The sequence below is a fragment of the Pseudohalioglobus lutimaris genome, assembly GCF_002866825.1.
GTDB classification, from domain to species: domain Bacteria; phylum Pseudomonadota; class Gammaproteobacteria; order Pseudomonadales; family Halieaceae; genus Halioglobus; species Halioglobus lutimaris.
Genome location: NZ_PKUS01000001.1, coordinates 301,915 through 325,675 on the forward strand (window position 1 = coordinate 301,915; position 23,761 = coordinate 325,675).

Annotated in this window: 19 protein-coding genes; 10 read left to right on the forward strand and 9 right to left on the reverse strand. The window is 58.5% G+C overall.

Annotation, left to right across the window (positions count from 1 at the left end; all coding sequences use genetic code 11):
• Nucleotides 1-9: 9 nt before the first annotated feature.
• The 7 genes from serA (at nucleotide 10) to C0039_RS01340 (ending at nucleotide 10,734) form a co-directional block, all read left to right on the forward strand.
• Nucleotides 10-1,239: a phosphoglycerate dehydrogenase gene (gene serA / locus C0039_RS01305; protein ID WP_101517031.1), complete on the forward strand. Its 1,230-nt coding sequence runs from the start codon at nucleotides 10-12 to the stop codon at nucleotides 1,237-1,239.
• A 53-nt stretch (nucleotides 1,240-1,292) separates the two neighbouring features.
• Nucleotides 1,293-1,835 (forward strand): RNA polymerase sigma factor, encoded by a 543-nt coding sequence (locus C0039_RS01310; protein ID WP_075999655.1) that lies wholly within the window; start codon nucleotides 1,293-1,295, stop codon nucleotides 1,833-1,835.
• A gap of 145 nt (nucleotides 1,836-1,980) precedes the next feature.
• On the forward strand, nucleotides 1,981-2,955 hold the full coding sequence (locus C0039_RS01315) for a FecR family protein (RefSeq protein WP_101517032.1): 975 nt from the start codon (nucleotides 1,981-1,983) through the stop codon (nucleotides 2,953-2,955).
• 150 nt (nucleotides 2,956-3,105) lie between these two features.
• A complete protein-coding gene (locus tag C0039_RS01320) occupies nucleotides 3,106-6,060 on the forward strand; it encodes a TonB-dependent receptor (RefSeq protein ID WP_165787005.1) in 2,955 nt (984 codons plus the stop codon).
• Nucleotides 6,061-6,081: 21 nt separating this feature from the next.
• Complete coding sequence (locus tag C0039_RS01325) at nucleotides 6,082-6,540, forward strand: hypothetical protein (RefSeq protein WP_101517034.1); 459 nt, start codon at nucleotides 6,082-6,084, stop codon at nucleotides 6,538-6,540.
• Nucleotides 6,541-6,744: 204 nt separating this feature from the next.
• Nucleotides 6,745-9,627, forward strand: coding sequence for a TonB-dependent receptor domain-containing protein (locus C0039_RS01330; RefSeq protein ID WP_075999659.1), 2,883 nt, complete (start codon nucleotides 6,745-6,747; stop codon nucleotides 9,625-9,627).
• A 390-nt stretch (nucleotides 9,628-10,017) separates the two neighbouring features.
• Nucleotides 10,018-10,734 carry a 2OG-Fe(II) oxygenase gene (locus tag C0039_RS01340; protein WP_165787006.1) on the forward strand — a complete coding sequence of 239 codons (717 nt, stop codon included), beginning with the start codon at nucleotides 10,018-10,020 and terminating at the stop codon, nucleotides 10,732-10,734.
• Nucleotides 10,735-10,742: 8 nt separating this feature from the next.
• On the opposite strand, the gene C0039_RS01345 is transcribed toward C0039_RS01340, so the two are convergent.
• The gene (locus C0039_RS01345; RefSeq protein ID WP_101517037.1) at nucleotides 10,743-12,377 is read right to left on the reverse strand and encodes a tetratricopeptide repeat-containing sulfotransferase family protein; all 1,635 of its coding nucleotides are present in this window, start codon (nucleotides 12,375-12,377) and stop codon (nucleotides 10,743-10,745) included.
• 36 nt (nucleotides 12,378-12,413) lie between these two features.
• Entirely contained in the window at nucleotides 12,414-13,742 is a 1,329-nt protein-coding gene (locus C0039_RS01350; protein ID WP_133125920.1) for a hypothetical protein, read from the reverse strand.
• Nucleotides 13,743-13,919: 177 nt separating this feature from the next.
• On the opposite strand from C0039_RS01350, the gene C0039_RS21165 reads away from it, so the two are divergent.
• A complete protein-coding gene (locus tag C0039_RS21165; protein ID WP_207796343.1) occupies nucleotides 13,920-14,240 on the forward strand; it encodes a hypothetical protein in 321 nt (106 codons plus the stop codon).
• On the opposite strand, the gene C0039_RS01360 is transcribed toward C0039_RS21165, so the two are convergent.
• On the reverse strand, nucleotides 14,237-15,211 hold the full coding sequence (locus tag C0039_RS01360; RefSeq protein ID WP_165787007.1) for a class I SAM-dependent methyltransferase: 975 nt from the start codon (nucleotides 15,209-15,211) through the stop codon (nucleotides 14,237-14,239). The two genes, C0039_RS21165 and C0039_RS01360, sit on opposite strands and share 4 nt — an antisense overlap.
• A 35-nt stretch (nucleotides 15,212-15,246) precedes the next feature.
• Nucleotides 15,247-16,395 (reverse strand): transglutaminase domain-containing protein, encoded by a 1,149-nt coding sequence (locus tag C0039_RS01365; protein WP_101517039.1) that lies wholly within the window; start codon nucleotides 16,393-16,395, stop codon nucleotides 15,247-15,249.
• A 179-nt stretch (nucleotides 16,396-16,574) separates the two neighbouring features.
• Between C0039_RS01365 and C0039_RS01370 the strand changes: the two genes are divergently transcribed.
• Nucleotides 16,575-17,180 carry a YhgN family NAAT transporter gene (locus C0039_RS01370; protein WP_075999666.1) on the forward strand — a complete coding sequence of 202 codons (606 nt, stop codon included), beginning with the start codon at nucleotides 16,575-16,577 and terminating at the stop codon, nucleotides 17,178-17,180.
• On the opposite strand, the gene C0039_RS01375 is transcribed toward C0039_RS01370, so the two are convergent.
• From C0039_RS01375 to C0039_RS01395, 5 genes are all read right to left on the reverse strand, one after another.
• Nucleotides 17,177-18,082, reverse strand: a complete 906-nt coding sequence (locus C0039_RS01375; RefSeq protein ID WP_101517040.1) for an alpha/beta fold hydrolase — start codon at nucleotides 18,080-18,082, stop codon at nucleotides 17,177-17,179. The two genes, C0039_RS01370 and C0039_RS01375, sit on opposite strands and share 4 nt — an antisense overlap.
• A 79-nt stretch (nucleotides 18,083-18,161) precedes the next feature.
• Nucleotides 18,162-18,749 (reverse strand): YceI family protein, encoded by a 588-nt coding sequence (locus tag C0039_RS01380; RefSeq protein ID WP_101517041.1) that lies wholly within the window; start codon nucleotides 18,747-18,749, stop codon nucleotides 18,162-18,164.
• Between the two features lie 95 nt (nucleotides 18,750-18,844).
• Nucleotides 18,845-20,731, reverse strand: a complete 1,887-nt coding sequence (parE, locus tag C0039_RS01385; protein WP_075999668.1) for a DNA topoisomerase IV subunit B — start codon at nucleotides 20,729-20,731, stop codon at nucleotides 18,845-18,847.
• Nucleotides 20,732-20,840: 109 nt separating this feature from the next.
• On the reverse strand, nucleotides 20,841-21,704 hold the full coding sequence (gene cpdA, locus C0039_RS01390; RefSeq protein WP_243391525.1) for a 3',5'-cyclic-AMP phosphodiesterase: 864 nt from the start codon (nucleotides 21,702-21,704) through the stop codon (nucleotides 20,841-20,843).
• Nucleotides 21,701-22,147, reverse strand: a complete 447-nt coding sequence (locus C0039_RS01395) for a DUF1249 domain-containing protein (protein WP_075999670.1) — start codon at nucleotides 22,145-22,147, stop codon at nucleotides 21,701-21,703. Before C0039_RS01395 ends, cpdA begins: the two co-directional genes overlap by 4 nt.
• Nucleotides 22,148-22,342: 195 nt before the next feature.
• Between C0039_RS01395 and C0039_RS01400 the strand changes: the two genes are divergently transcribed.
• Nucleotides 22,343-23,752 carry a TolC family outer membrane protein gene (locus C0039_RS01400; protein WP_075999671.1) on the forward strand — a complete coding sequence of 470 codons (1,410 nt, stop codon included), beginning with the start codon at nucleotides 22,343-22,345 and terminating at the stop codon, nucleotides 23,750-23,752.
• The last annotated feature ends 9 nt before the right edge of the window (nucleotides 23,753-23,761 follow it).

Below are 23,761 nucleotides of genomic sequence, written 5' to 3' on the forward strand. Positions count from 1 at the left end.
TCAACGGTCATGACCCAGAAGTCACTGCCCAAGGACAAGATCAAATTTCTGCTGCTGGAGGGGGTACACCCTTCCGCCGTTGAGGCGCTGCAGCGCGACGGTTACACCAATATAGAGCAGCACAAAAAGGCGTTGCCGACAGCTGAGCTGAAGCAGGCGATTGCCGGCGCTCACTTCGTCGGCATTCGCTCACGCACCCAGCTGACCGAGGAGGTACTTGCCGAGGCCAGGAAGCTGGTGGCCATTGGGTGTTTTTGTATCGGTACCAACCAGGTCGATCTCAAAGCCGCCACGCATCGTGGCATCGCCGTCTTCAATGCTCCCTTCTCCAACACCCGCAGCGTGGCGGAGCTGGTTCTCGCCGAGGCAATCCTGCTATTACGCGGCGTCGCGCAGAAGAACGCCGCCGCGCACCGGGGAGAATGGCAGAAATCCGCCATCAATTCCTTCGAGATACGGGGTAAGAAACTGGGCATTATCGGCTATGGCAATATCGGTATGCAGTTGGGCGTCATCGCCGAGGGGCTGGGCATGCAGGTGCAGTTCTACGATGTGGTCAACAAACTCCCCCTGGGCAATGCCCGGCAGGTGCCCAGCCTAAATCACCTGCTGGCCACCTCTGACGTGGTCAGCCTGCACGTGCCTGAAACAGGCTCCACCCAGGACATGATAGCTGCCGCCGAGCTGGAACAGATGCAGCAGGGCGCTATTCTTATCAATGCCTCGCGGGGCACGGTCGTTGATATCGATGCCCTCGCTGCGGCCCTGGAGAGCGGCAGACTGGGCGGCGCCGGTATCGACGTTTTTCCCGTGGAACCCCGGTCTAATGACGATGAATTCATCTCGCCCCTGCGGCAGTTCGACAACACGTTCCTGACGCCGCACATCGGTGGCAGTACGGTGGAGGCCCAGGAAAATATTGGTATGGAAGTCGCTGAAAAACTGGCCAAGTATTCCGACAACGGCACCACCACGTCGTCTGTAAACTTCCCGGAGGTCGCGTTGCCGGAGCATGCCGGCAGTCACCGCCTGCTGCACATTCACCACAATGTACCGGGCATAATCAGCGCGATTAACAACGTTTTCTCGCAGACGGGCGTCAACGTCTCGGCACAGTATCTGCAAACCAACGAGGCCGTGGGTTATGTGGTGATCGACGTGGACGCAGAGTACAGTGACGTGGCGCTGGAAAAACTCGCTGCCATTGAGGGCACAATACGCTCAAGGGTGCTTTTCTAGCACCGCCTCTGCAGGGGTGGCCACAGGCCACCCGCAGGTGGCATCATCGCCCAGTGACCCAGAATAAAGATCAATTTATTGCCCAGCTGGTAGCCGAGCACGGCGTGCTGCTAGAGCGCTACCTGGCGCGCAAGCTGGACAGCCCGGAAGACGCTGCAGAACTGGCCCAGGAGGCTTACATGCGCCTGCATCGCCTTGAGCAACCTGAGAATCTCGACAACGCCCGCGCCTTTCTCTTCCAGGTGGCTACCAACCTTGCCGTAGATCAGTTGCGACGCCGCCAGCTGCACTTTCGCTTCCTGAAGTCAGAAAAGAGCCAGTCCGTGGACGGAGAGCCAGCAGACCCCAACGCCGCGGGCGCCTCTCCGGAGCAGATACTCGGCGCCAGGGAAAAACTCGCTACCATCCACAGCGCACTGGAAGAGTTGCCTTTCAAGGCTAAACAGGCGTTTTTGCTGCACCGCCAGAGCGGCATGCCCTACAGCGCCATCGCCGAGCAAATGCAGGTTTCCGTCTCCAGTGTTGAAAAATACATCCTGCAGGCGCTGCGCCACTGCCGCAAGCGGTTATCTGCAGAGGATAAGCCGGGGCAATGAATCTTGACTTTTCACATAGATTTACCACTTTATGCCTTGAGGAATCCCGGCACCCAAACGTTCCATTCAGACAACGACTATATTTTGAGCATACCGCTCCAGGCAAAACCAGAGACAGGCCCGCAGGGAAGCGGCGTCACACAAGATGAAGCAGAAAGAGCACAGACAGTTTGAGCAAGCAGTAGACGCAGCCCTGGGCTGGGTCGCGCGGCTGCGTGCCGATACTGTATCCAGGGAAGACCACCAGGCCTTTGCACTCTGGCTTGGCGAGGACGCATCACACCCCGTCGCCATGGACGAGGCCCTCGACCTCTGGGACGATCTGGGCGCTGTGCGCCATATGCCGGCAACCGGCGACGAGCCGGCTGAGGCCGCCAACCGCTCACGCTGGCTACCCGCTGCAATCGCTGTCGCTGCCAGCCTGGTTCTGGCTGTAGTGCTCTGGCCAAAGGTGGCCATGGATCCGGTCAGCACACAGCTCCAGACCGCTATGGGAGAGCGTCACGATTTTGAGCTCCCCGATGGCTCCCGGGCCCTGCTCAACACCAATTCATCATTGAACGTAAGCTATGCCGGGGACCAGCGCCATATCACCCTGACGCAGGGCGAGGCCTGGTTTCAGGTCAAGTCTGATGCAACCAGGCCCTTTCATGTGGATGCCGGCGATGCGCGTATCACTGCGCTGGGTACAGCTTTCAATGTATACCGCGACCGTGACAGCACCAGTGTCACGGTTACCGAAGGCGTTGTAAGAGTGACCGAGCTGGGTGAAACGGGTGCGAGAGCTGCCACCGTCGAAGTATTACGGGTAAATCAACAGCTGACAGCGAGTGACGATGGTTGGAAAGTCAGCGTACCCGACATGGAGCAACAACTGGCGTGGCGCCAGGGTCAACTGGTAGCGCGGGAGATGCCGCTGGCTGAGCTGATCGCACAGCTGCAACGTTACTACGAAACCGATATTCTGCTCACCGATCCGGACATCGCCGCGCTCACGGTTTCCGGCGTTTTCGACCTGGACCAGCCTGAAGCCACTCTTGGAGCACTCGCACTCAGCCTCGACCTCAAAACTGAACCACTGGACACCGGCACAGTGCAGTTGCTCAAATCAGGTCAGTAGGCTATAAAGGGGCGGTGTGGAACCTCCGCCCGCCTCTAAACCAGCTGGCGCCGTTCTAGTTTTTGAATCTTTTCAACAGGTTGCGACACTGTCGCAGTCGGGTTACCCATGCTCACCGCCACTGCGAGAGGTCCGGAAATCACGCCGGGAGTGCTTCCTATTTGGCACCGATCCCTGCTCGCGATCGTACTTGTCGCTGGCCTGGCCAACAGCACCGCTGCTGCGGAAACGCCGCAGGCCCCTATTCACTACACCATTGAAGCTCCGCAACTGTCTGCTGCGCTGATCCAGCTAAGCCAACAGAGCGGGGTCTCGATTGTCTTTTCCGACCAGGTTGTGCGCGACCTGCCTGCGCCTGGAGTAGTCGGCACGGTCACCATGAGTGCGGCACTGGATGCGTTGCTACTGGATTCAGACCTGGGCTGGGAGCTGGTTGATGACAAGGTTGTCGCGGTATTTCAGTTGGATTGCGCTGCGGGCAATTCCTGCCTCTCCCCGCAAGAGATGATCAGCGCTTACCCGGTCTATGTGCCGGGTATGGAGCAGACCTACGTCTATGGTACCCACGTCACCGGCTCCAGAATTCGTCGCTCGGGCCACACCGGTGGCGCGCCGGTGGACATTCTTTCCTCTCCCGATATACAACTCAGCGGCGCCCAGACCCTGGGTGAGTTGCTCAAGTTTGTGCCCGCCGTATCCGGCAACTCACTCAGTACAGCAATCTCCAATGGTGGCAACGGAACGGCGACCGTCACCCTGCGCGGACTACCCGCCAGCAATACCCTGGTACTGATCAACGGGCGCCGGGTCGCCAATAACGGACTCGCCGGAGAGTCCGTAGACCTCAATAGCATCGCGCCGGATGCAGTAGAGCGCATTGAGATCCTCAAGGATGGCGCCTCCGCAATCTACGGTTCCGATGCGATAGCCGGTGTCGTTAACGTGATTACCAGGCGTGACTTCCACGGCGTGCTCGCGGAGGCCTACTATGGCGAAACCGGCGAAGGGGATCTGGAGACCAGCACCCAGACCTTGCAATACGGCACCGGCCTGCCCGACGGATCTTTCTTTATTACCGCTTCCCGCTACCAGCAGGACCCCATTTTCAGCCGCGACCGCAAGGTGTCCGGCAGTGCCGACTCACGCCCACTGGGTGGCACGGACCAGCGTTCCAGCGCCACACCCGATGCGCGCATAAGCCTCGCCTCGGGTGAGACAGTGATTGCCAGTGGCAACAGCTATCGCCCGGTTACCGATGAGGACCTGTTCAATTACCAGGCGTTCACGTCTGCCGTGGTGCCTCTGGAACGCGACAGTATTTACACCAACGCCAGTTATGACTTCAGCGAAAGCGTTACCGGCTACATGGAGCTGAGCTACCTGGAGACCGAAGCCGAAGCCACCCTGGCGCCGACACCCGTGTTTACCGCTTTTGAACAAACCCCTTTGGTTGTGTCTGCCCAGAGCATCTACAACCCGTTTGGTGAGGACCTGCGGGATGTGCGTCGCCGGCTGATTGAACTACCGGCGCGTCGCCAGCGCAATGAGTCAGAGGCCAGTCGGTTCAGCGCTGTCCTGGAGGGTCTTTTTGCCGACTGGAACTGGGACGTTGCCTATAACTGGAGTCGCAGCGAGGCTCGCGAGAGTACCACGGGAATCGTCAACGCAGACCGTCTGGCGCGAGCGATCGGGCCCGCCGAAGGCTGCCAGGGCGCGGTGGAGGACGCCTGTGTACCGGTAAACCTTACCGGCCCGGCGGGTAGCATATCTGCTGACCAGCTAGGCTACATAGTGGCTAGAGGCGAAGTAAGTGGTTACACCAAACTTTCGGGCGGTAGCGTCAACCTGTCGCGGGCTGTAATGGGACTGCCGGCGGGTCGCACTGACATTGCCTTCGGAATGGAATATCGCCGGGAAGCCACCAGCAAAAAACCATCCAGACTATTGGCGGAAACCAGCACCATAGGCGCCACTAACTTCGAGCAGACCAGCGGCGCGCGCACTGTCTCCGAGGTCTACCTGGAGACGGTGCTGCCGTTGTGGAAAAGCGCCAGCGGCTACAGCAGCCTTGATCTGGAAGCAGCCATGCGCTTCTCCGACTACAGCGACTTTGGCAGCAACAGCAATCCCAAGCTCGCATTGCGCTGGCGACTGGGACCCTCTGTGCTGTTGCGGGCAAACTATGCCGAGGGTTTTCGGGCTCCCTCACTCAACGAGCTGTATGAAGGCGCGACCGAAGAACAGGCCTTTATCAACGACCCCTGCACCCAGGCCAGTAACATCGGCTCACTGCCGGGTTGTGTTCGTCAGGCCGACCCCACTCGCAACCAGTTCCTCACCATCAAGGGTGGCAACAGCGAGTTGGACCCGGAAACCTCCGACAGTTATAGCCTGGGCCTGGTCTGGACCCCCTCGGGCGCACAGGGGTTGGCTTTGTCGGCCGACCTGTTCGAAATTAAACAGCGTGACGTGGTTTCCTCCAGCGCGCAGTTCATCGTCGACCAGAATGCGCGGTCGGGCGCGTTTGCTGAGCTGGTACAGCGAGATGCTATGGGTAACCTCACCCTGGTGTCCGCAAACAACATCAATATTGGCGAAAGAGAAGTCCGCGGTGCGGACCTGGCGCTCACCTGGCATGTCCCGCGACGCTCCTGGGGTCAGTTCAGCGTCATTGGCGGTGCCAGCTGGATCTATGAGTACCTGGCGCGCCTGGACCGCAATGCACCCAGCCTCAACCTGGCTGGCACCTTCCGCGATGAAGCATCAGAGGGACTGGGGGGCATACCCAGGTGGAAGGCGCAGCTGGGCCTGCGCTGGACAAAAGACCGCTGGAAAGGCAGTTACCAGATCCACTATGTCGGTGAAATGAACGAGATCGTGCCCGATACCGATCGCACCCGCGCGATCGACGACTGGCTGATCCACGACGTTCAGCTTAACTACACATTCCCGGCGCAGGAGGGACTGCGCCTGACACTGGGAGTGGATAACCTGTGGGATGAGAAGGCCCCTCTCGCCACGTCCGCCTTCAACGACAATATCGATGGCCGCACCCACGAGCTGAAAGGGCGGCAGTGGTACACCCGGATCAGCCTTAGACTATGAGTCTCTACAGAGGAAAACGAATTGCGTAATTTATTGTTTTTACTACCGTTAGCCTACTTTATATCGAACGCCACCGCGGCCGACGAGGCGTTTCCGGGGATTGAGAAGCTGATGAGCAGTGAAGAGTTCAAGGCTGCTGGCCTGGATAAACTCAGTGAGGCGGAGCGCACTGCGCTGAATGCCTGGCTGCTGCATTACACCGCGACTGAAGCGCCGACGATGCTGATCACCAACGAAGACGTAAAGGAGGTCGAGGCAAAGCACGTCATCCAGGCAAACGTGAAACCGCCTTTCAAGGGCTGGGATGGCAATACCGTCTTCTACCTGGACAACGGTCAGGTCTGGCGCCAGCGCCTGAACGGACGCGTGGTCTACCAGGGAGAGGATACGGCGGTCGAAATCAAGAAGAATTTCCTTGGCTTCTACAAGCTCTACCACGTTGCCAGTGGCCGCAGTATTGGCGTCAGCCGCGTCAAATAGCCCTGCCCGAACTGCTCAGACTGCCCCGACTACCCAATTAGTTTCGGCACAATTACTAGTTCCCTGAGATTCCTGTGAAATTTTCACAATTTTCGCCCTCTTATTGAGGGCCATCTTCTTTTAATCGTTTAAAGTTCGAGTTATGCGGTTTCAGCCGCGTGAACACTACTAAAGTATGCTCAATTAAAATACAGGGGTATTAATATGTTGAGAAGAAATCGTCTTGCTGCTGCGGTCTCCGCGGCGGTCGGTATCAGCGCTCTGACCGCTATACCGCAAATGGCAAGTGCGCAAGGTGAGGAAATGCTCGAAGAAGTAGTCGTCACTGGATCCCGCATCCAGCGAGCGAACCTCGTTAGCGCCAGTCCGGTCACCCAGGTAGATGCTGAAGAATTCAAGTTCCAGGGTGTAACCCGGGTTGAAGACCTGATGGCCAAGCTGCCACAAGTCTACTCCAACCAGAACTCCGGCCAGGCCAACGGCGCCACCGGCACCGCGACCCTGAACCTGCGTAACCTCGGAGACGAGCGGACGCTGGTACTGGTCAACGGCCGTCGCATGCCCGCAGGCTCACCGCTTCAGGGCGGCATTGGTGCGGACATCAACCAGATCCCTGGCACCCTCATTCAGCGCGTTGAAGTGCTGACCGGTGGCTCTTCCGCGACTTACGGTTCTGACGCGGTTGCGGGTGTTGTTAACTTCATCATGCAAGACGATTTTGAAGGCGTTCAGTTCGATTACCAGTTCAGCCAGTACAACCATGGCAACGACGACAGCAGCCTGCAGCGCATCGTTACCGATGCCGGCTATCCCGTAGCGGACGGCAGCAAAACCGGTGGCGACATCCAGGACTGGTCACTGATCATGGGCGGCAACTTCGACAATGGTCGCGGTAACGTCACTATGTATGCCACTTACCGTGATGTTGAAGCCATCACCCAGGCAGATCGCGACTACTCTGGCTGTGCCCACAACGCTGACTCCACAGGTTGTTTCGGCTCCGGCACCATCCCTGACGGTCGTGTGACTGACTTCGGCGTGCTCGAAGAAGGTTTCGACTTTAAGGTAGCCGGTTCTGAATTCGTGCCCAGAGACGGCACTACCTACAACTATGGCCCGTTGAACTACTTCCAGCGCCCTGACGAGCGTTATACAGCTGGTGCCTTCGGTCGTTACGAGATCAACGAACACGTTGAGACCTACACCGAACTGATGTTCATGGATGACCGTTCGGTATCCCAGATCGCTCCATCTGGAGCGTTCTTCGTGACCAACACTCTGGCTTGTGGCAACCCGCTGCTGTCCGACCAGCAATTCGACGCGCTTTGCGGACAATTCGGCCTGACAGAAGACGACGTTCAGACTGCTTACCTGGGCCGTCGTAACGTAGAAGGTGGCCCCCGTCAGCAGGATCTGCGGCACACCAGCTTCCGTGGTGTATTCGGCGCACGCGGCGAAATCAACGACACCTGGTCCTATGACGTCTACGGCATGTACGCCGAAGTCAGCATGGAAAACACCTACCTGAATGACTTGTCCACTACCAAAGTCACCCGCGCGCTTGATGCGGTTGAAGACGCGGATGGCAATGTTGTTTGTCAATCTGTGGTCGATGGCAGCGATCCGAACTGTGTACCCTGGAACATCTTCACCACCGGTGCAGTGACCCAGGACCAGTTGGATTACCTGGTATTGCCCCTGTTCGCTCGCGGCACCACCGACCAGACCGTTTACTCCGGTTATGTCGCAGGTAACCTCGGTGACTACGGCTGGAACCTGCCTACAGCAGACTCCGGCATTCAGGTGGCCTTCGGCGCGGAATACCGCGAAGAGAACCTGGACTTCAACCCTGACTCCGGCTTCCGCAGCGGTGACGGTGCTGGCCAGGGCGGCGCGACCGGTCCTGTATCTGGCGGTTACGACGTAACTGAATTCTTCGGTGAAATCAGCATTCCGGTACTGGAAGGCAAAGCGTTCGCAGAAGAGCTCATCGTCGACCTGAGCTATCGCTACTCCGATTACTCTACCGACCAGACTACCGACACCTACGGTATTCGCGCCGGTTGGGCAATCAACCAGGGCGTTAAGGTCCGCGGTAGCTTCCAGCGTGCAGTACGTGCGGCTAACATCCAGGAACTGTTCCTGCCCCAGGGCTTTAACCTGTTCGACATGGACGTGGACCCCTGTGGCGGTGCAACACCCCTGCGCAGCGCCGCTGACTGTGCCCGTAGCGGCGTGACCGCTGCCCAGTACGGTCGTGTACCCAACAACCCCGCTGGTCAGTACAACTTCCTGCAGGGCGGCAACCCCGACCTGGCACCGGAAGAAGCTGACACCTACTCGCTGGGTGTTGTGTGGACGCCTGAGTTCGTCGACGGCCTGAGCATGAGCGTTGACTGGTACTCCATCGAGATTGAGAAGGGCATCAGCAACCTTGATCCCAACTTTATCCTCAATGAGTGTCTGGACGGTAACGACTCCCAGTGCGCCCTGGTCAAACGCGGTAACGCCGGCGACCTGTGGATTGGTTCCGATGTGAACAACAGCGGTAACGTTATTGCGCTCAACGACAACCTGGCCGTTGAAGAAGTTGAAGGCTGGGATGTTGTAGTCGACTACTCCCTGGACATCGGCGACATGGGTACGCTTGCTTTCAGCAACACCCTGTCACTGATCACCAAGTGGGATGAAGCCGAGCTCAAAGGTGCTCCGACTACTGACTGTAAAGGCAACTGGGGCTCAAGCTGTGGCTACCCCACGCCCGAAACACGTAACAACCTGCGTGCAACCTGGCTGACTCCGTGGAATGTCACGGGCACCGTCATGTGGCGCTACATCAGCGAAGTTGAAGACCTTCAGGGCAACATTGACCTTGATTCCATCAACTACTTCGATGTTGCGGGCATCTGGGACGTCTTCGACGACACTGCTTCTATTCGCCTGGGCGTGAACAACGTTCTGGACGAAGCACCCCCCGTCGGCGGTTCCGCCGCTGGCCCGTCTGTACAGGGTAACGGTAACGTATTCCCGGGCCTGTATGACGCCCTGGGCCGCTACTGGTACGTTGGTGTGACAGTAGGCTTCTAAGCCTCACCCGTCCTCCACCGGGACCACCGGAGGAGGACACAAAACTTAAAGAAAAGGCCGGCTTTAGAGTCGGCCTTTTTTTTGGCTCTTCGCAGATTAGCGGGGTTGCTTCGTTGATAGACACTTTCCAGCTGAGCGGCCACGAATGGGGTAAGCCTTCCAAGGGCGTGGACGTTTGTTTTCAACCGAGGAAGGCTTACCCCATTCGTGGTGTCCGCTTTGTTTGAATGCCTCATCGTTTGAATGCCTCATTTCCCGCTAATGTGCGATGAACCTTTTTTTTGCCTTGAAAAAACTCACTATAAACAGGTGTCACCGGCACCGGTTCGCTGCCCAGGGAGAAGCGATTGGCGTAGAATCATATGCCAATCACCCTGTTGGATTGTTCAAATGTCTTTCACACTGAAGATCAGTGCCGACCACGACGCCCGGGGATTGCAGGCTGCATTTGCTGCCTGCGGAAGACTGCAAGTGCCCAATTTCCTGGAAGCGGACTCCGCCAAAACACTGCGTCAGCTGCTGACAAGCAATGAGACCTGGCACCTCACATACAATGAGGGAAAAGAGAACTTCGAGAGCGGCACAGCAGAGTTTAATGCCCTGGCCCCTGCCCAGCAGCAACGCTTCATGGCCAACGTATATGGGCGCGCCCGGGGCTCATTCCAGTATCTTTTCAAGCAGTACTACATCAGCCAGGCAATCAAGCTGGGAGAGCAGCCGGGCCATGCCCTGCACCCTCTGCACGACTGCGTAAACAGCGACGGCTTTCTCAACTGGATGCGAACGCTTACCAACAGGCCCCAGATCAACCATTCAGACTGCTATGCCAGTTGCTATGAGCCCGGCCATTTCCTGACCGAGCACAATGATCTGCACACCACCCAGAATCGCATCGCCGCATGGGTAATCAGCATGACACCGGACTGGAACCCCGACTGGGGCGGCTACCTCGCGTTTTTCGATGAAACCGGCAATATCGAAACCGCATTCAAGCCCAGTTACAACACGCTGAATATTTTCAGTATTCCCCAGCGGCACGCAGTGCAGCTGGTGGCGCCCTTCGCCGGCCACGCCCGCACCAGCCTGCTGGGCTGGCTGCAGAAATAGGGACCGGGTCAGGTCAACAGCCCCGGGGCACCCTCACTTACCAGCAGCTCCCTGAGCGGCTCCAACTGATCTGCATAGTGCTGCCAACGGTTGGCGCTGGTGGTGTAAAGCGGTTTGCGCACCTGGGCCACGCTGGCAGTGCGCACCCTGACGCGTTGTTGATGAAACGCCAGGCAGGCATCATCCCAATCCAGGCCAAGGCCCAGCAGTACCGGCTCCAGGGTCTGCTGCGGCCTGGCCACCAGGTCTTCGTAGTGGACTGCGGTCACAGATTGCGGATAGCGCAACGCCCAGTGATCCAGCAGGCGCTGCTGCTGCAGCCAGTAGTGGCCGATATCCATCAGGTTGTTCGCATAGGGGAAATCACCGGCCAGCTGTTGGAAAAAGATGGATACGGCGTTATCCAACGGGTGTCTCATCGTGCGCAAAAACCTGGCGTGAGGAAACAGTTGCCGCAACAAACCAACATAGTAGCCGTTATCAAGGCGTTTATTGATTACCCGTGCACCCGCTGGATAGTGCTTGTCCAGGTATTGTAGGTACGCGCGTCCGGCTTCCTCCGCCTGCGTTGCACACACCCCTGCAGCCAGGTTGCCCGGAGGCAGGTGACGGGGGAAGAAATCGATTTCCCCGCCGGGAACGAGACCCGGGTGTGCGCCCAGCATTTGCTCCAACAGGGTGGAGCCCGAGCGAAACAGGCCGCAGATAAATACCAACGGCGCCTGCGATACAGGCTGGATCGCGGACCAGTCGGCGGCCTCATCGCGACCGATGATGCTCGTCACCCATTGTTCCTCGCGCTCCCGCTGGTACGCTTTAGTGCGCTTCGACGCCAGCGCGTTGGCGCGCTGGCACTCACCGAAAGCCCGGGTGTACTGCCCACAATCATCCAGTGCCTTGGCCAGGGCGAAGTGCAGCTCTTCTTGCACTTCAGGTGGCAACTGGCCGCTTGTGAGCAGTGTAGTAACCTGACCAATCAACGGGTGCTGCTTGTCGCCAATGGTTTCACTCTGAACCAGCCGGGCGATGGCACGCGGATAAAGCGGGTCAGCCTGCGCAATCCGCTGAAAGTGCTCTTTCGCGCGCTCCCAGTTTCCAGATTCCTCATGATACAAGGCCAGATTATAGTGCGCCGGGGCGTATCCGGGGTTCAGCGAAAGCGCACGATTGAGCGCACTGGCCGCTTCCTCGTCACGATTCAGATCTGCAAGAATCGAACCCAGGGTAGACAGCACCTCTTCGGGCTGCTCAATCCCGTCATCGAGACAACGCTGATATGCCGATAGCGCCTCTTCGTTCTCGCCAAGACGTCGCAGCAGGCTCGCATAGTTGAACCTGCTGGCGACCAGCTGCGGGCGGGCATCCAGCAAACGCCTGTACGCTTTCAACGCTTCGCGCGGCTTGCCCAGCTTTGCCAGCAGACTTGCCAGGCGATCTACGTAGAGCGGGTTGTCTGGAAAATTCTCTGTCAGCTGGCGAAAGCAGGAGACAGCCTCATCTCCCTTTCCCGCTTGCAAAGCCAACATGGCGAGAAATTCCAGTGGTTCGGCCGCCTGCGGCTGTTGCGCGTTCAGCCGGGAGAAGAGTTGCTGCGCCTGGGCTAATTGACCACCGGCATAGTACTGTTGCGCCTGCTGCAGCATACGCGAATAGTTGTTATCGATTGTGGAACCCCCGGGTCAGTATTGGTAGCGGTAGTCGCGTTCCAGGCCGCTCCAGGATACGGTTTTACCGTCTTTCATCACCGGCCTGAAGCGCACGTCGCGCAGCAGGCGGAATAATACCACTCGCGCGCCCACATCCTCGGGCGGTTCCTGTTCAAGAATTTCAATCTCACGGGCCTCACCGTAGCGGGAGACAGTGAGCATGACCTTCGCCCTGGCTTTGACGTTCTCGGTGGGGACCGACCCGTCAGATAGAAAAACCCGCGTATCGGGCAATTCCACAGGTCTGGTGAAGAACGCCTCTTCTGCTGATGCTAAAGCGCCGGATGCAGAGAAAATGGCCCAGGCCTTCTCGTACTGCTGCAATGCCCTGCTTTCTTCCTGCCACCACATGTACCAGTCGCCAAGGGCCACGTAGGCCTTGCCGACGGCATCTGATTCTGGCCCCTCTGCACGGGTGGCGGCCTCGATAATCGCTTCCAGCGACCTGCGACCATTGCGGAAATTATTTTTCTGCAGCTGGCGGAAGCGCTCACCCTCCAGCTGTCCATTCAACAGCGGGTCAGCGTCTGCCGGACCACTAAGCTGTATTCTCAACATGGACTGACGTTCGCCGTCATAACGCGATATGAGGTATTCCACCAGCATACGGTCATAGTGCTGTGCAATGATTTCTTCATCTGCGCCATTGCTCTGGCTCAGTCGCTCAATATTAGCGGAGTAAACGTCGTGCATGTCCAGCAGGCGCAGGTAAGAGCTGCCACCCACTCCCTGTAAATAGGCCTGCCGCTGCCAGTCGAGATATTCCCGGGTGGCCTGCATCATGTTCTCGTCACCCGGGGCATATACTGCCTGTTGCAGGCGGAAACGTCGCGACACCAGTTGGTCTGCCTCTTCGAACTGACCCAGCAGCAAGCGTAGCTCAACCATGTCGTCCAATATCGGCAGTTGCGCTGGCCCGTTGAGCCCTTCATTGATCCGCGATACCTGCATAGCCCGGCGGAACACTTTCATCGCCTCGAAGGGTTCTCCCTTCTCGATAAAAGCCCGGCCCATCGTGTGCAAAGGCTCAGTCAGCCTGGGGTCATAGGGGCCACCCTGGCTTTCAAACTGCTCCACCATGGCGTGAAACGCGCTGTCCGTCAGCGGCGTTGGCGCCACCTGCGGCGCTGCCGAGTCACCGCTTTCCCGCCCCGTGAGCACATCGCCACTTTCGACAATCTGCAAACCATAGGGTGTCGACCTGGGCTTTTCCGGCACAATGGAATGGTAGGGCGAGACTGCCCATGCTGCGGGACTACCCAGCAGCACCACACATACCGATGCACACAGCATTGGACGCAATGCGAACACCTCTACCAGCTAACAAAACCAACCGGACACTCTTGCAGGTTAGCAGCTTATAGAGAACCTGCAGACCAATAGGGCAAGAAACCTTTTCATCCAACAAAATAAAGACCTCCAGTTGACGCGAGTACCTCCCGGGCTGACACTAGGGCCTCTCAGCGAGAGGATTGATCCATGATGCGTTTTAAGAATCTGACCCCTGCTCTTCTATTTGCGGCGCTCGCTGCGGGCTGTGCCAGCAATCAAGACAGTGACACCGCGGCCAGCAGCACAAGCGCGGGAGCGGGAGCGGAGCAACAAGTGGCCATGCAGGCGGACGTAGAAGACCCCAATGCCATACGTTGCAAGCGGTATGCCGAGACCGGCAGCCGTATTGGCAAGAAAGTGTGCATGACCAACGCGGAGTGGGATAGAACCGCGCAAGAAAGCCGCGAGGCGGCAGACCGCATTCAACGCGGGTCACTGCACGGCACTTCAATTGTGGACGGCGGTTAAGCCGCTACTCGCTCCAGCACCAGAAGCCAGCCCGACGGACTCTCTGGCTCACCCATTTGCAGCACTTCCCGTCGTTGTACTGTTAGCCCAGAGCCTGCACAGGCCGCGGTAAATGCCTGCACTGACGCCTCGTCCATGGCGCTGTTAAGCATCGAAGTCAGCCTTACTTCATATGCGTCCAACTCGGTCGCCATGGTGTCCAGCCAGGAGAAAATGTCCTGCGGCTGGTAAGCTGACATACGTGGATACATGTGTGCTATGTCGCGGTAGAGCTGACGCGGCAGTCCATCCGCGACGGCCTCGCCATAACGCCTGAAAATCGCCTCAAGAGACCGAACAGCAGGTTGAAATGCCTGCTCTGCCGCCTTGAAAGCCGCGACGGAGCCAGTGCCCCCATTAAGAGCATAGCCCGCTACAAACGCCCCTCGCGCCAGGGACAGAACCTCAGCGTCTCGCAGCGCCTCGACCGCCTCCAGGTTTACGGCGTACTCGCGGTAAATCGCGCCGTCAGCCATATGGACAACCAGGGCCAGCTGCCCGCCAGGCGCCACCATACTCGCCGCCTCCTGCATGGCAGCTGTACCCGCATACTCGACACCGAATTGACTGAACACGAGTTCGAACGACTGCGGCCGAAAAGGCAATTTCCCGGCATCGGCAACAACCAAAGTGGCCCCGGGCAATGACGCCCCGGCCAACTGCAGAGCACTGGCAGAGACATCCGTGCAGGTCAGCGCGAGCGCCGGTGACACTGCCGCGGCCTGGGCGGAAACCGCGCCGCTGCCACAGGCCAGTTCCAGGCAACGTGGCTGCCCGGTGGCATAGCGGCTGTCACTGAACAGCTCGCGCCACAACTGTTGCAGCGGCGCCTGATGGGTCCCGCCCTCCTTATGTGCCGGGTTGCCGCGCATACCCTGCCAATAAACATCCCAGCCGCTGCTGGTCCCCTGCGCCTCTGCTGCGTTGCTCAAGCCGTCGCTTCCTGTGTGCATGTGGAGGCTGCGGCCTAATGACCGGCCAGCAGCCTGATTTTTTTCGAATAGCCGGCTTTCTGCTCGTCACTTTCCGCCAGCCTGGCGGCAGCTGTGAACGCCTCGCCTGCATCATCCAGTTGTCCCAGCGCCACATAACTCAGGCCCAACAAACGGTATATCTCATGTTGCGCCTTATCCAGTCTCAACGCCGACCGCGAGCGGGACACCGCCAGCGGATAATCGCCTGCCTCGAAGGCCTGCAGCGCCAGTTCATGGAGATAATAGGGATTGTGCAAGCGGAACAGCTCAACTTTACCCTCATACCACACGGCAAGGTTCTCCTTGTCCTGCTGACGATACAGCCTGGCCAGGTTACTCATTGCCGCGGGCTCGCGCGAAACATCGATTGCCCGCAAATAGGCGGCCTCCGCGGCGGCCTCCTCACCCGCACGCCGGTAAAGGCTGCCCAGGTTGGTCCAGAAGTAGCCGGTATCCGGCGCCAGGGAAATCGCCCGTGAAAAGTGCAAATAGGCCGAGGTAAACTCATGATCCATCATCAGGTGCACACCCATATTGTTATGGTAGCGAGCCTGGACTTCCTCATCGTCCAGCAGGTGCCTTTTATATTCGGTATCGAAAGACTCCATGGCGAAGTCGACCATCATACTGCCGCCGGGCAGGTCGACCACGGCATTGAGGTGCTTGTTGTAAAGCCAGGTCTCATTCCTGGCTTCCCATGTGGGTGGTACCTCCACCTCCTGGAAACGAGCCGGAATACCTGCCTCCCGCGCCAGTGCCACAAACAGGTTGGTGAAGGACATGCAGTTCCCCTCGCGGGTATAGAATGCCTCCTCCGCGGTCAGGGTGTGAAACAGGTTGTAGTCAAGCCGCAGACCATCATCCAGGATCGCGCGCAGAATCTGCTCCACTTTCTGTTTCTTGTTCGCTTTGCGAGGCGTGTGCTCTGCCAAAAAGGCTCGCATGTCATCATTTACGGCGAGAAGTTGCGGGGCGGGGGGCTTCAGCTCCGGCGGCAGACCCAGAACGGAACCGTCCAGCAGCGCTGCACGGCTGTACGCCTGGGCCGCCTGGCTGGGAGCAGGGCCGGGCCCGGCACATGCGACAAGGGCCAGCAACCCGGACAGCAACGCCAGTTGCCGGAGAATGATGAGCTTACGCATGCGGACACCTCCCTGGGCGAATTGCACCGGCGGTACCGGCGGCTGCCCCAGCCGGGCACAGCTCGCCGAAACTCCTCCCCAGCATAACACCACTGCTCTGGCGCACTAGGGAATTAGGATCGACCTGATTATAGCTCTATACTCTAGGTCACTCCCCCGACAACCCAGCGAGCCCCCGCGTGGATACGATTTCCGCTTTCATTACCCTGCTCTTCGTCATGGACCCTTTGGGCAACGTACCCATCTTCCTCTCGGTGCTCAAGGATGTAGACGCGAAACGGCGCCAGTGGGTGCTGGCGAGAGAGCTGCTGATCGCGCTGATGGTGCTGTTGATATTCCTCTGGTTCGGCGGCGTGTTGCTGGACTTACTGGGGCTGAAGCAGGAATCTATCAGTATTGCCGGTGCCATCATCCTGTTCCTGATCGCAATTCGTATGATTTTTCCCTCGCCCTATGGCCTGCTGGGCGAAACACCTGAGGGGGAGCCGTTTATTGTGCCGCTGGCAATTCCCATGGTGGCAGGTCCCTCGGCACTGGCAATCTCCGTATTGCTGGTCTCATCCGACCCGGATCGCATGTTCGACTGGACGTTGGCACTGGTGGGAGCATGGGCCGCATCAGCAGTGCTGTTGATGTCTGCGCCATTACTGCTCAAGGCACTGGGCAACCGCGGCCTGATCGCGGTTGAGCGACTGATGGGAATGATCCTGGTCATCATATCGGTGCAAATGTTCTTTGACGGCGTGGGCAAATTTCTCCACCTGGACATTGCTACGCCCCTCTAGAGGCCGGCAAGGAACTCCAGCAGCAGTGCGTTCAGGCGTTCCGGCTGTTCCTGTTGAATAAAGTGGCCCGCGTCCGGTAACAGGGTCACGCCACGCAGGTCCACGACTTTATCCTGCATGTGCGCCAGTGGCGCATCACCCGCCAGTTTAATCACCGGGTCCTCGGCGCCGCCTACAAACAGCGTGGGAACCAGCACCGGAGCATGGGCTGTACCGCGCGTTAAAGCCCAGTTGTAGTCCATCACCCGGTAAGCGTTGGCACCACCGATTATCGCCAGCTCCGGTCCGGCACAGAGATACTCACGGGTGTAGTAATCGAGATCTTCCACGGAGAGCCACGACCAGGGCAAGTCCTCCGCTGGTACTTCCAGCACGTCCAGGTAGTGCGTGCCTGCAGCGGGGAAGTTCTCCCAGTTCAGTAATTTGCCGCGGGCGGAAAGCGCCCAGAACAGCCTCCGCAGAAACTCTCGTTCACGCCCTCTCACGCCGGCCTCGGCGAGCCCCGGTTGCTGGTAGTAGTGCATGTGGAAGAAATGGTTTTCGGCAATGGCGGCGAACAGGGTCGAGGGCGGCACATCGCAACCTCCCGCCAGTTCCATATCATAGGGCACGCATAGCGGGGCAATGCCACGCAGTCGCTGTGGGTAGTGCACCGCCATATGCCAGGTGAGATTGGCGCCGAAATCGTGTCCCAGCAGCACGGCTTGCTCCTCGCCGAAATGGTCCATCACCGCCAGCACATCTTCGCTGAGCTGATCGAGGCCGTAGGCCTCCACTTCAAGTGGCCGGCTGCTGCGCCCGTAACCGCGCATGTCCAGGGCAACGACCCGGTAACCGGCCTCTGCCAGTACCGGGATCTGGTGACGCCAGCTGTACCATAGACCCGGATAACCGTGGCACATAATGACCAACGGCCCTTCTCCCTGGGTTACAAAATGCAGGGAAACCTTTCCATTATTGAGCTGCTGATGTAGCAAGTACTTACTTCACACGCTGAAACTGGAGATTGATGGTGACCGGAACGGCGGTGCTGATCGCCGCCAGGCCGGCCACATTGCGCAGAGCCTCAACGCCGGCGACCAGCCCGAAATCACCCGCCCTGAGCAGGACCGGACGCGCAGACACCACCCGCAGGTTACCGCTGTCGCTGAACACCAGCAGGGGAACGATGACCTTCTGTTCCACCCCGTGCAAGGACAGACTGACCGGCACTTCCGTGCTCACGGTGCCGCCCAGGGCCGCTTCAGCGAGGACCGCCGGATCCAATCTGGCAGACACGTTGGCAGCGGGAAATTCGGCCGTGTTGAACAACATGGCACGCATTCGTTCGTTGCGAATCGGAATAAGCGTCTCCACACTGTCGAGATTAACCGTCACCTGCACATGGCCCTCCTCACCGATATAGCCCACCAGTGAGGGAAAACTGTGCATCTCTGCAATCGTCGAATTCTTCACCGAGATGAAGTTTATCGTTGACCCGGAATCGTTAAGCTCCCACTGTGCTGATGCATGAGTCGCTATCAACGCGGTCGTCAGGAAAAACCCCATCATCACCTGTCGCATGCTCATTTCCAAATCTCCTGTTTATTGCTGGAATTCACCTGCCCGTCCTGGCGCTGGCCCGCTTGCGGACAGGCTTGTTGCGGCGAAGCAGGCCGGACAGGTCAGATTACTTCGGCGAGGTCGCCTTTCTTCTCCAGCCAGGCCTTGCGGTCGGATGCCCGTTTCTTGGCCAGCAACATATCCAGCATGTTATTGGTGCCGTCACCCGAGTCCATTACCAGGCGCACGAGGCGGCGGGTATCGGGATCCATGGTGGTCTCACGCAGTTGCAGCGGATTCATCTCGCCCAGACCCTTGAAGCGCTGTACGTTCACCTTGCCACGCAGCTTTTCCGCTTCGATTCGATCCAGAATACCCTGCTTTTCACCCTCATCCAGCGCATAAAACACCTCCTTGCCCACGTCGATGCGATACAGGGGCGGCATGGCGACGAATACGTGACCCGCCGAGACCAGGGCACGGAAGTGGCGCACAAACAGGGCGCAGATCAGGGTGGCGATGTGCAGGCCATCGGAGTCCGCGTCCGCAAGGATGCAAACCTTATGGTAGCGCAGGCCGGAGAGGTCGTCAGACGCCGGATCAATACCCAGGGCAATAGAAATATTGTGAACCTCCTGGGACGCCAGAATCTCCTGCGAGTCCACTTCCCAGGTATTGAGAATCTTGCCACGCAGGGGCAGGATGGCCTGGAATTCGCGATCCCTGGCCTGCTTGGCGCTTCCTCCGGCTGAATCGCCTTCGACCAGGAACAGCTCCCCGCGACTGGGGTCCTCACCGGAGCAGTCGGCGAGTTTGCCGGGTAGTGCAGGGCCGGCAGAGACTTTCTTGCGCACCACTTTCTTGGCAGTACGCATACGGCTCTGGGCATTGTTGATGCACATCTCCGCCAGCTTCTCCGCTTCTTCCGTATGCTGGTTCAGCCACAGGCTGAAGGCGTCCTTGGCCACACCGGAAACAAAGGCTGCTGCCTCCCTGGAGGAAAGACGTTCCTTGGTCTGACCGGAAAACTGTGGGTCTTCCAGCTTGGATGACAGTACATAGCAGCAGCGGTCCCAGATGTCGTCGGGCGTCAATTTGACACCGCGCGGGAGCAGGCTGCGCAGTTCACAGAAGTCGCGCATGGCATCGAGCAAGCCCGTGCGCAGGCCGTTAACGTGGGTGCCACCCTGGGCAGTTGGAATCAGGTTCACATACGACTCGGCGATCACTTCACCGCCCTCGGGCAACCATTGCACGGCCCAGTCCACCCCTTCGTTACTGCCACTGAAACTGCCCACAAATGGCTGTTCCGGGATCGCCGGATAATCAATAGTGGCATCAGCCAGATAGTCAGTGAGACCGTCTTCGTAGTACCACTCCTGGCTCTCACCTTTTTTCTCGTCTTTGAACTTCACCCGCAGCCCGGGGCAGAGCACCGCTTTGGCACGCAGCACGTGCACCAGTCGAGAGACAGAGAAATTCACCGAATCAAAGTACTTGCCGTTGGGCGTGAACATGACAGTGGTGCCGGTATTGCGTTTGCCGCAGCTGTCGATCACGGTCAGGTCCGAGGTCTTTTCACCATCGGCGAAAGTGATCTGGTGCACGCTGCCATCACGCCGGATAGTGACCACCAATTCGCTGGACAGCGCGTTGACTACCGACACACCGACGCCGTGCAAACCACCGCTGAACTGGTAATTCTTATTGGAGAACTTGCCACCGGCATGCAGGGTGGAAAGTATCACCTCCACCCCCGGCTTGCCCTGTTCAGGATGAATATCCACTGGCATACCCCGGCCATTGTCGCTGACTGACACCGCACCGTTTTTATGCAGGACCACATCGATAAGGTCAGCATGTTTGGCGAGGGCCTCGTCGACCGAGTTATCGATCACTTCCTGGGCAAGGTGGTTGGGACGGGTAGTGTCCGTATACATACCCGGACGCTTGCGAACGGGTTCGAGTCCCGTGAGGACCTCGATATCTTCGGCGGTATATTGGCTCATTTTATGGGGTAACGTCTTGAAACTGCAGGATTGGAATCCGACTCATTGTACATGAGGCCGGGAAGCTGGCGACGCCGGGAACGAAAAAAATTGAAACTGGCCGGACGACCTAGAGGTAACCGCCGGACTCCAGATCGACCGTAAAGGTTGCGTCAGTGACCCGGGAGATACCGGTGTTGATGCTGCCGTCCTTGCACAACTCCAACCAGCGGTAACCCGGCGGCCTGTCGTCGGCCTTGAAACGCTCACTGCCCGGAGCAAACTGCACGCAGGTGGAAGGACTGGCCATCAGCGCGATATCACCCCGCAGCCAGTCGATCTCCTGATGCACATGGCCCCACAGTACACCGCGAACACCGGCAAAGCGCTCAAGCGTTTCCCAGAACCGCTCCGCATCGGCCAGTTTTTGCTGGTCTATCCAGGCGCTGCCTATGGATACCGGCTGGTGGTGCAGGCAAACCAGTGTAAAAAGACCCTCTGCCTGTGCTCGCTCCAGTGCCGCCAGCAGACGCTGTTGCTCCAATTCGCCCAACTCGCCACCGACCTCCCCGGGTATCTGGGAGTCAAGCATCAGGACTTGCCAATCGCCTGCCTGCACCTCACCGCAGAGACAGCCCTGCCCCTGCAGCGCAGTTTCCATCTGCCCTCTATCATCGTGATTCCCCGGCAACCAGAAACTCTCCGCCGAGAAGGCCTGCAAATATTCGGTCAGCCTCAGGTAAGCATCACGCGAGCCCCGGTCGGAGAGATCGCCTGTGCAGAGCAAACCGTCGATCACCGGGCGCTCCTGCAGTACATGCTCTATCACCAGTTGCAGGGAGCGGTCGGTGTCCATATCCAACAGCGTTCCGCCGCGCTCGGCGCACAGATGCGTATCGGTCAGTTGCACCAGGTGCACCGTGTCGCCCGCAGTCGTGAGTTTACAGGGCCCGGCGGAAGTTGATGGGTTGCTCACCGGGGAGGTGTCACTCACGCCCTCACCGTTATGGGTTGTGTGCTCAAACCATTCCCCAGGCAATGCTCCAGCCAGTCGGCCAGAAAACGGTTCTGCTGTGATTTCTCATCCTGCTGGTGCATTTTATCGTTGGGATAGCTGTAACGGGGCTGGATACGCTGATGAGACTGGAAACTCGCTACTTCCAGCATGCCGGCATCGTGGTAGGCACGCACTTCAACCCGAAGGCTGCCCAACCAGCGCGCCTCGGCATGCTGCTGCCGCAGGCAGAATATGGTGGTGTACCGACAGCGCTCCATCACTTCCAGGCGTATCCTGGAGGGCCCTACATTGAATTCGCGAAGATTACAGCTCTCGTAGTCGGGAAACAGGCGAAGAAGGCGCGCATAATTAGCGTCGCAAATCGCGTGCAACTCCGAGAGATCTAGCTTGAACGCTCTGTTACGCGCCTTTTCTACCACTTAGTGTCTCCACAACCACCTCCCCAAGGGGGGCAAAACCAATATCGAGTGCAACAAACCTTGCGAGTTTAACATCTGCGATAGTCAAAACTAGCCGAATTTTTGCGCCTCAGTTCACACAATGCAAGACTGCGCAGGGACTGTTAGAATCACCGCGCAGTTCTTTGCGTTGATTCGTACCAATGAGGAAAAAACATGAGACGGACCGGAGTCGCGCTGGTCGCGCTGGCACTTACCCTGGGAACGCTGACGGCTCGAGCCGAGTCACTTCTGGACATCTACGAGCTGGCGCTGGAAAACGACGCCCAGCTGAAAGCTGAAGAAGCCACGTACCTCGCCAATAGAGAAGCAGAGAACCTGGGCCTGTCCGCGTTGCTGCCGCAGGTCGGCGCCAAATACTCTCGATCCGGTTCGGACACCGACACCGACGCAGAGAGCTTCCAGTTTGGCGAAGATGGGATTGTCACCGTAGACACAACCACAACCAACGATACCATCAGCGATGGCTTCCAGGTCTCCCTCAACCAGGCCTTGTTCGACCTGCCCGCATGGTTCAGCTTCAAGGCCGGCAAGGAGCAGAGTAAACAGGCTGAGGCCACGTTCGCCGGCAACCAACAGAACCTGATTGTTCGCGTGGTCAACGCCTATCTGGGTGTGCTGCGTGCACAGGACAACCTGGAGGCCTCCAAGGCACAGGAGCGCGCCTTTGAACGCCAGCTCGAGCAGACACAGCAGCGTTTTGAGGTTGGCCTCATCGCGATCACCGACGTCTATGAGGCTCAGGCCGCTTATGATCTGTCGCAGGTCAACCGCATCGTTGACGAAAACAATGTGGCGGTTGCACTGGAGCAGCTTTCGGTGCTGACCGGGCAGACCCACAGCAACCTGGATATCCTCAAGGAAGACTTTGAAATCAATCCGCCCGAGCCATTGGACCGCGCCGCCTGGGTGGATTTCTCTCTGGCAAACAACTACAACCTGAAAGCGGCCAAATTCGGTGAAGAGGCTGCCAGGCAGAACGCCAGGTCCAGTGCGCTGGAGCACGGCTTTGTGATTAGCGGCAACTATACTTATTCCGATACGCAGACCGACGGCCGGCGCACCATCACACCAGACACCCAGTTCAACAGCTCACCCTTCAATTCCACTGATGGGGATTACTGGGAGTTGCGCGTCGATGTTCCACTATATTCAGGCGGCGCTATCAGCGCCAATCGGCGGCAGGCTGCTCAGCAGTTCAACTCCGTGCGCGAGCAACGCATCAACCTCACCCGCACGACTGTGACCAATACCCGGTCACTGCATATGACTGTGATCAGCGATGTCTCCCGGGTCAAAGCACGCAAGCAGAGCATCGTCTCCTCCCGCAGCGCTCTTGACGCTACCCAGGCGGGATATGAAGTGGGTACCCGCAACGTGGTGGATGTGCTCAACGCCCAGAACACCCTGTTCGCCGCCGAGCGTGACTATGCGAACAGCCGCTATGATTACATCAATAACATGATGCGCCTGAAAGAACAGGCGGGGCTGCTGAGCCCGCAGGATGTGATCAACCTGGACTCATTCCTGCAGACACCCCCGGCACCCGCGGCAAGCAGCAAGTAACCGCTTACT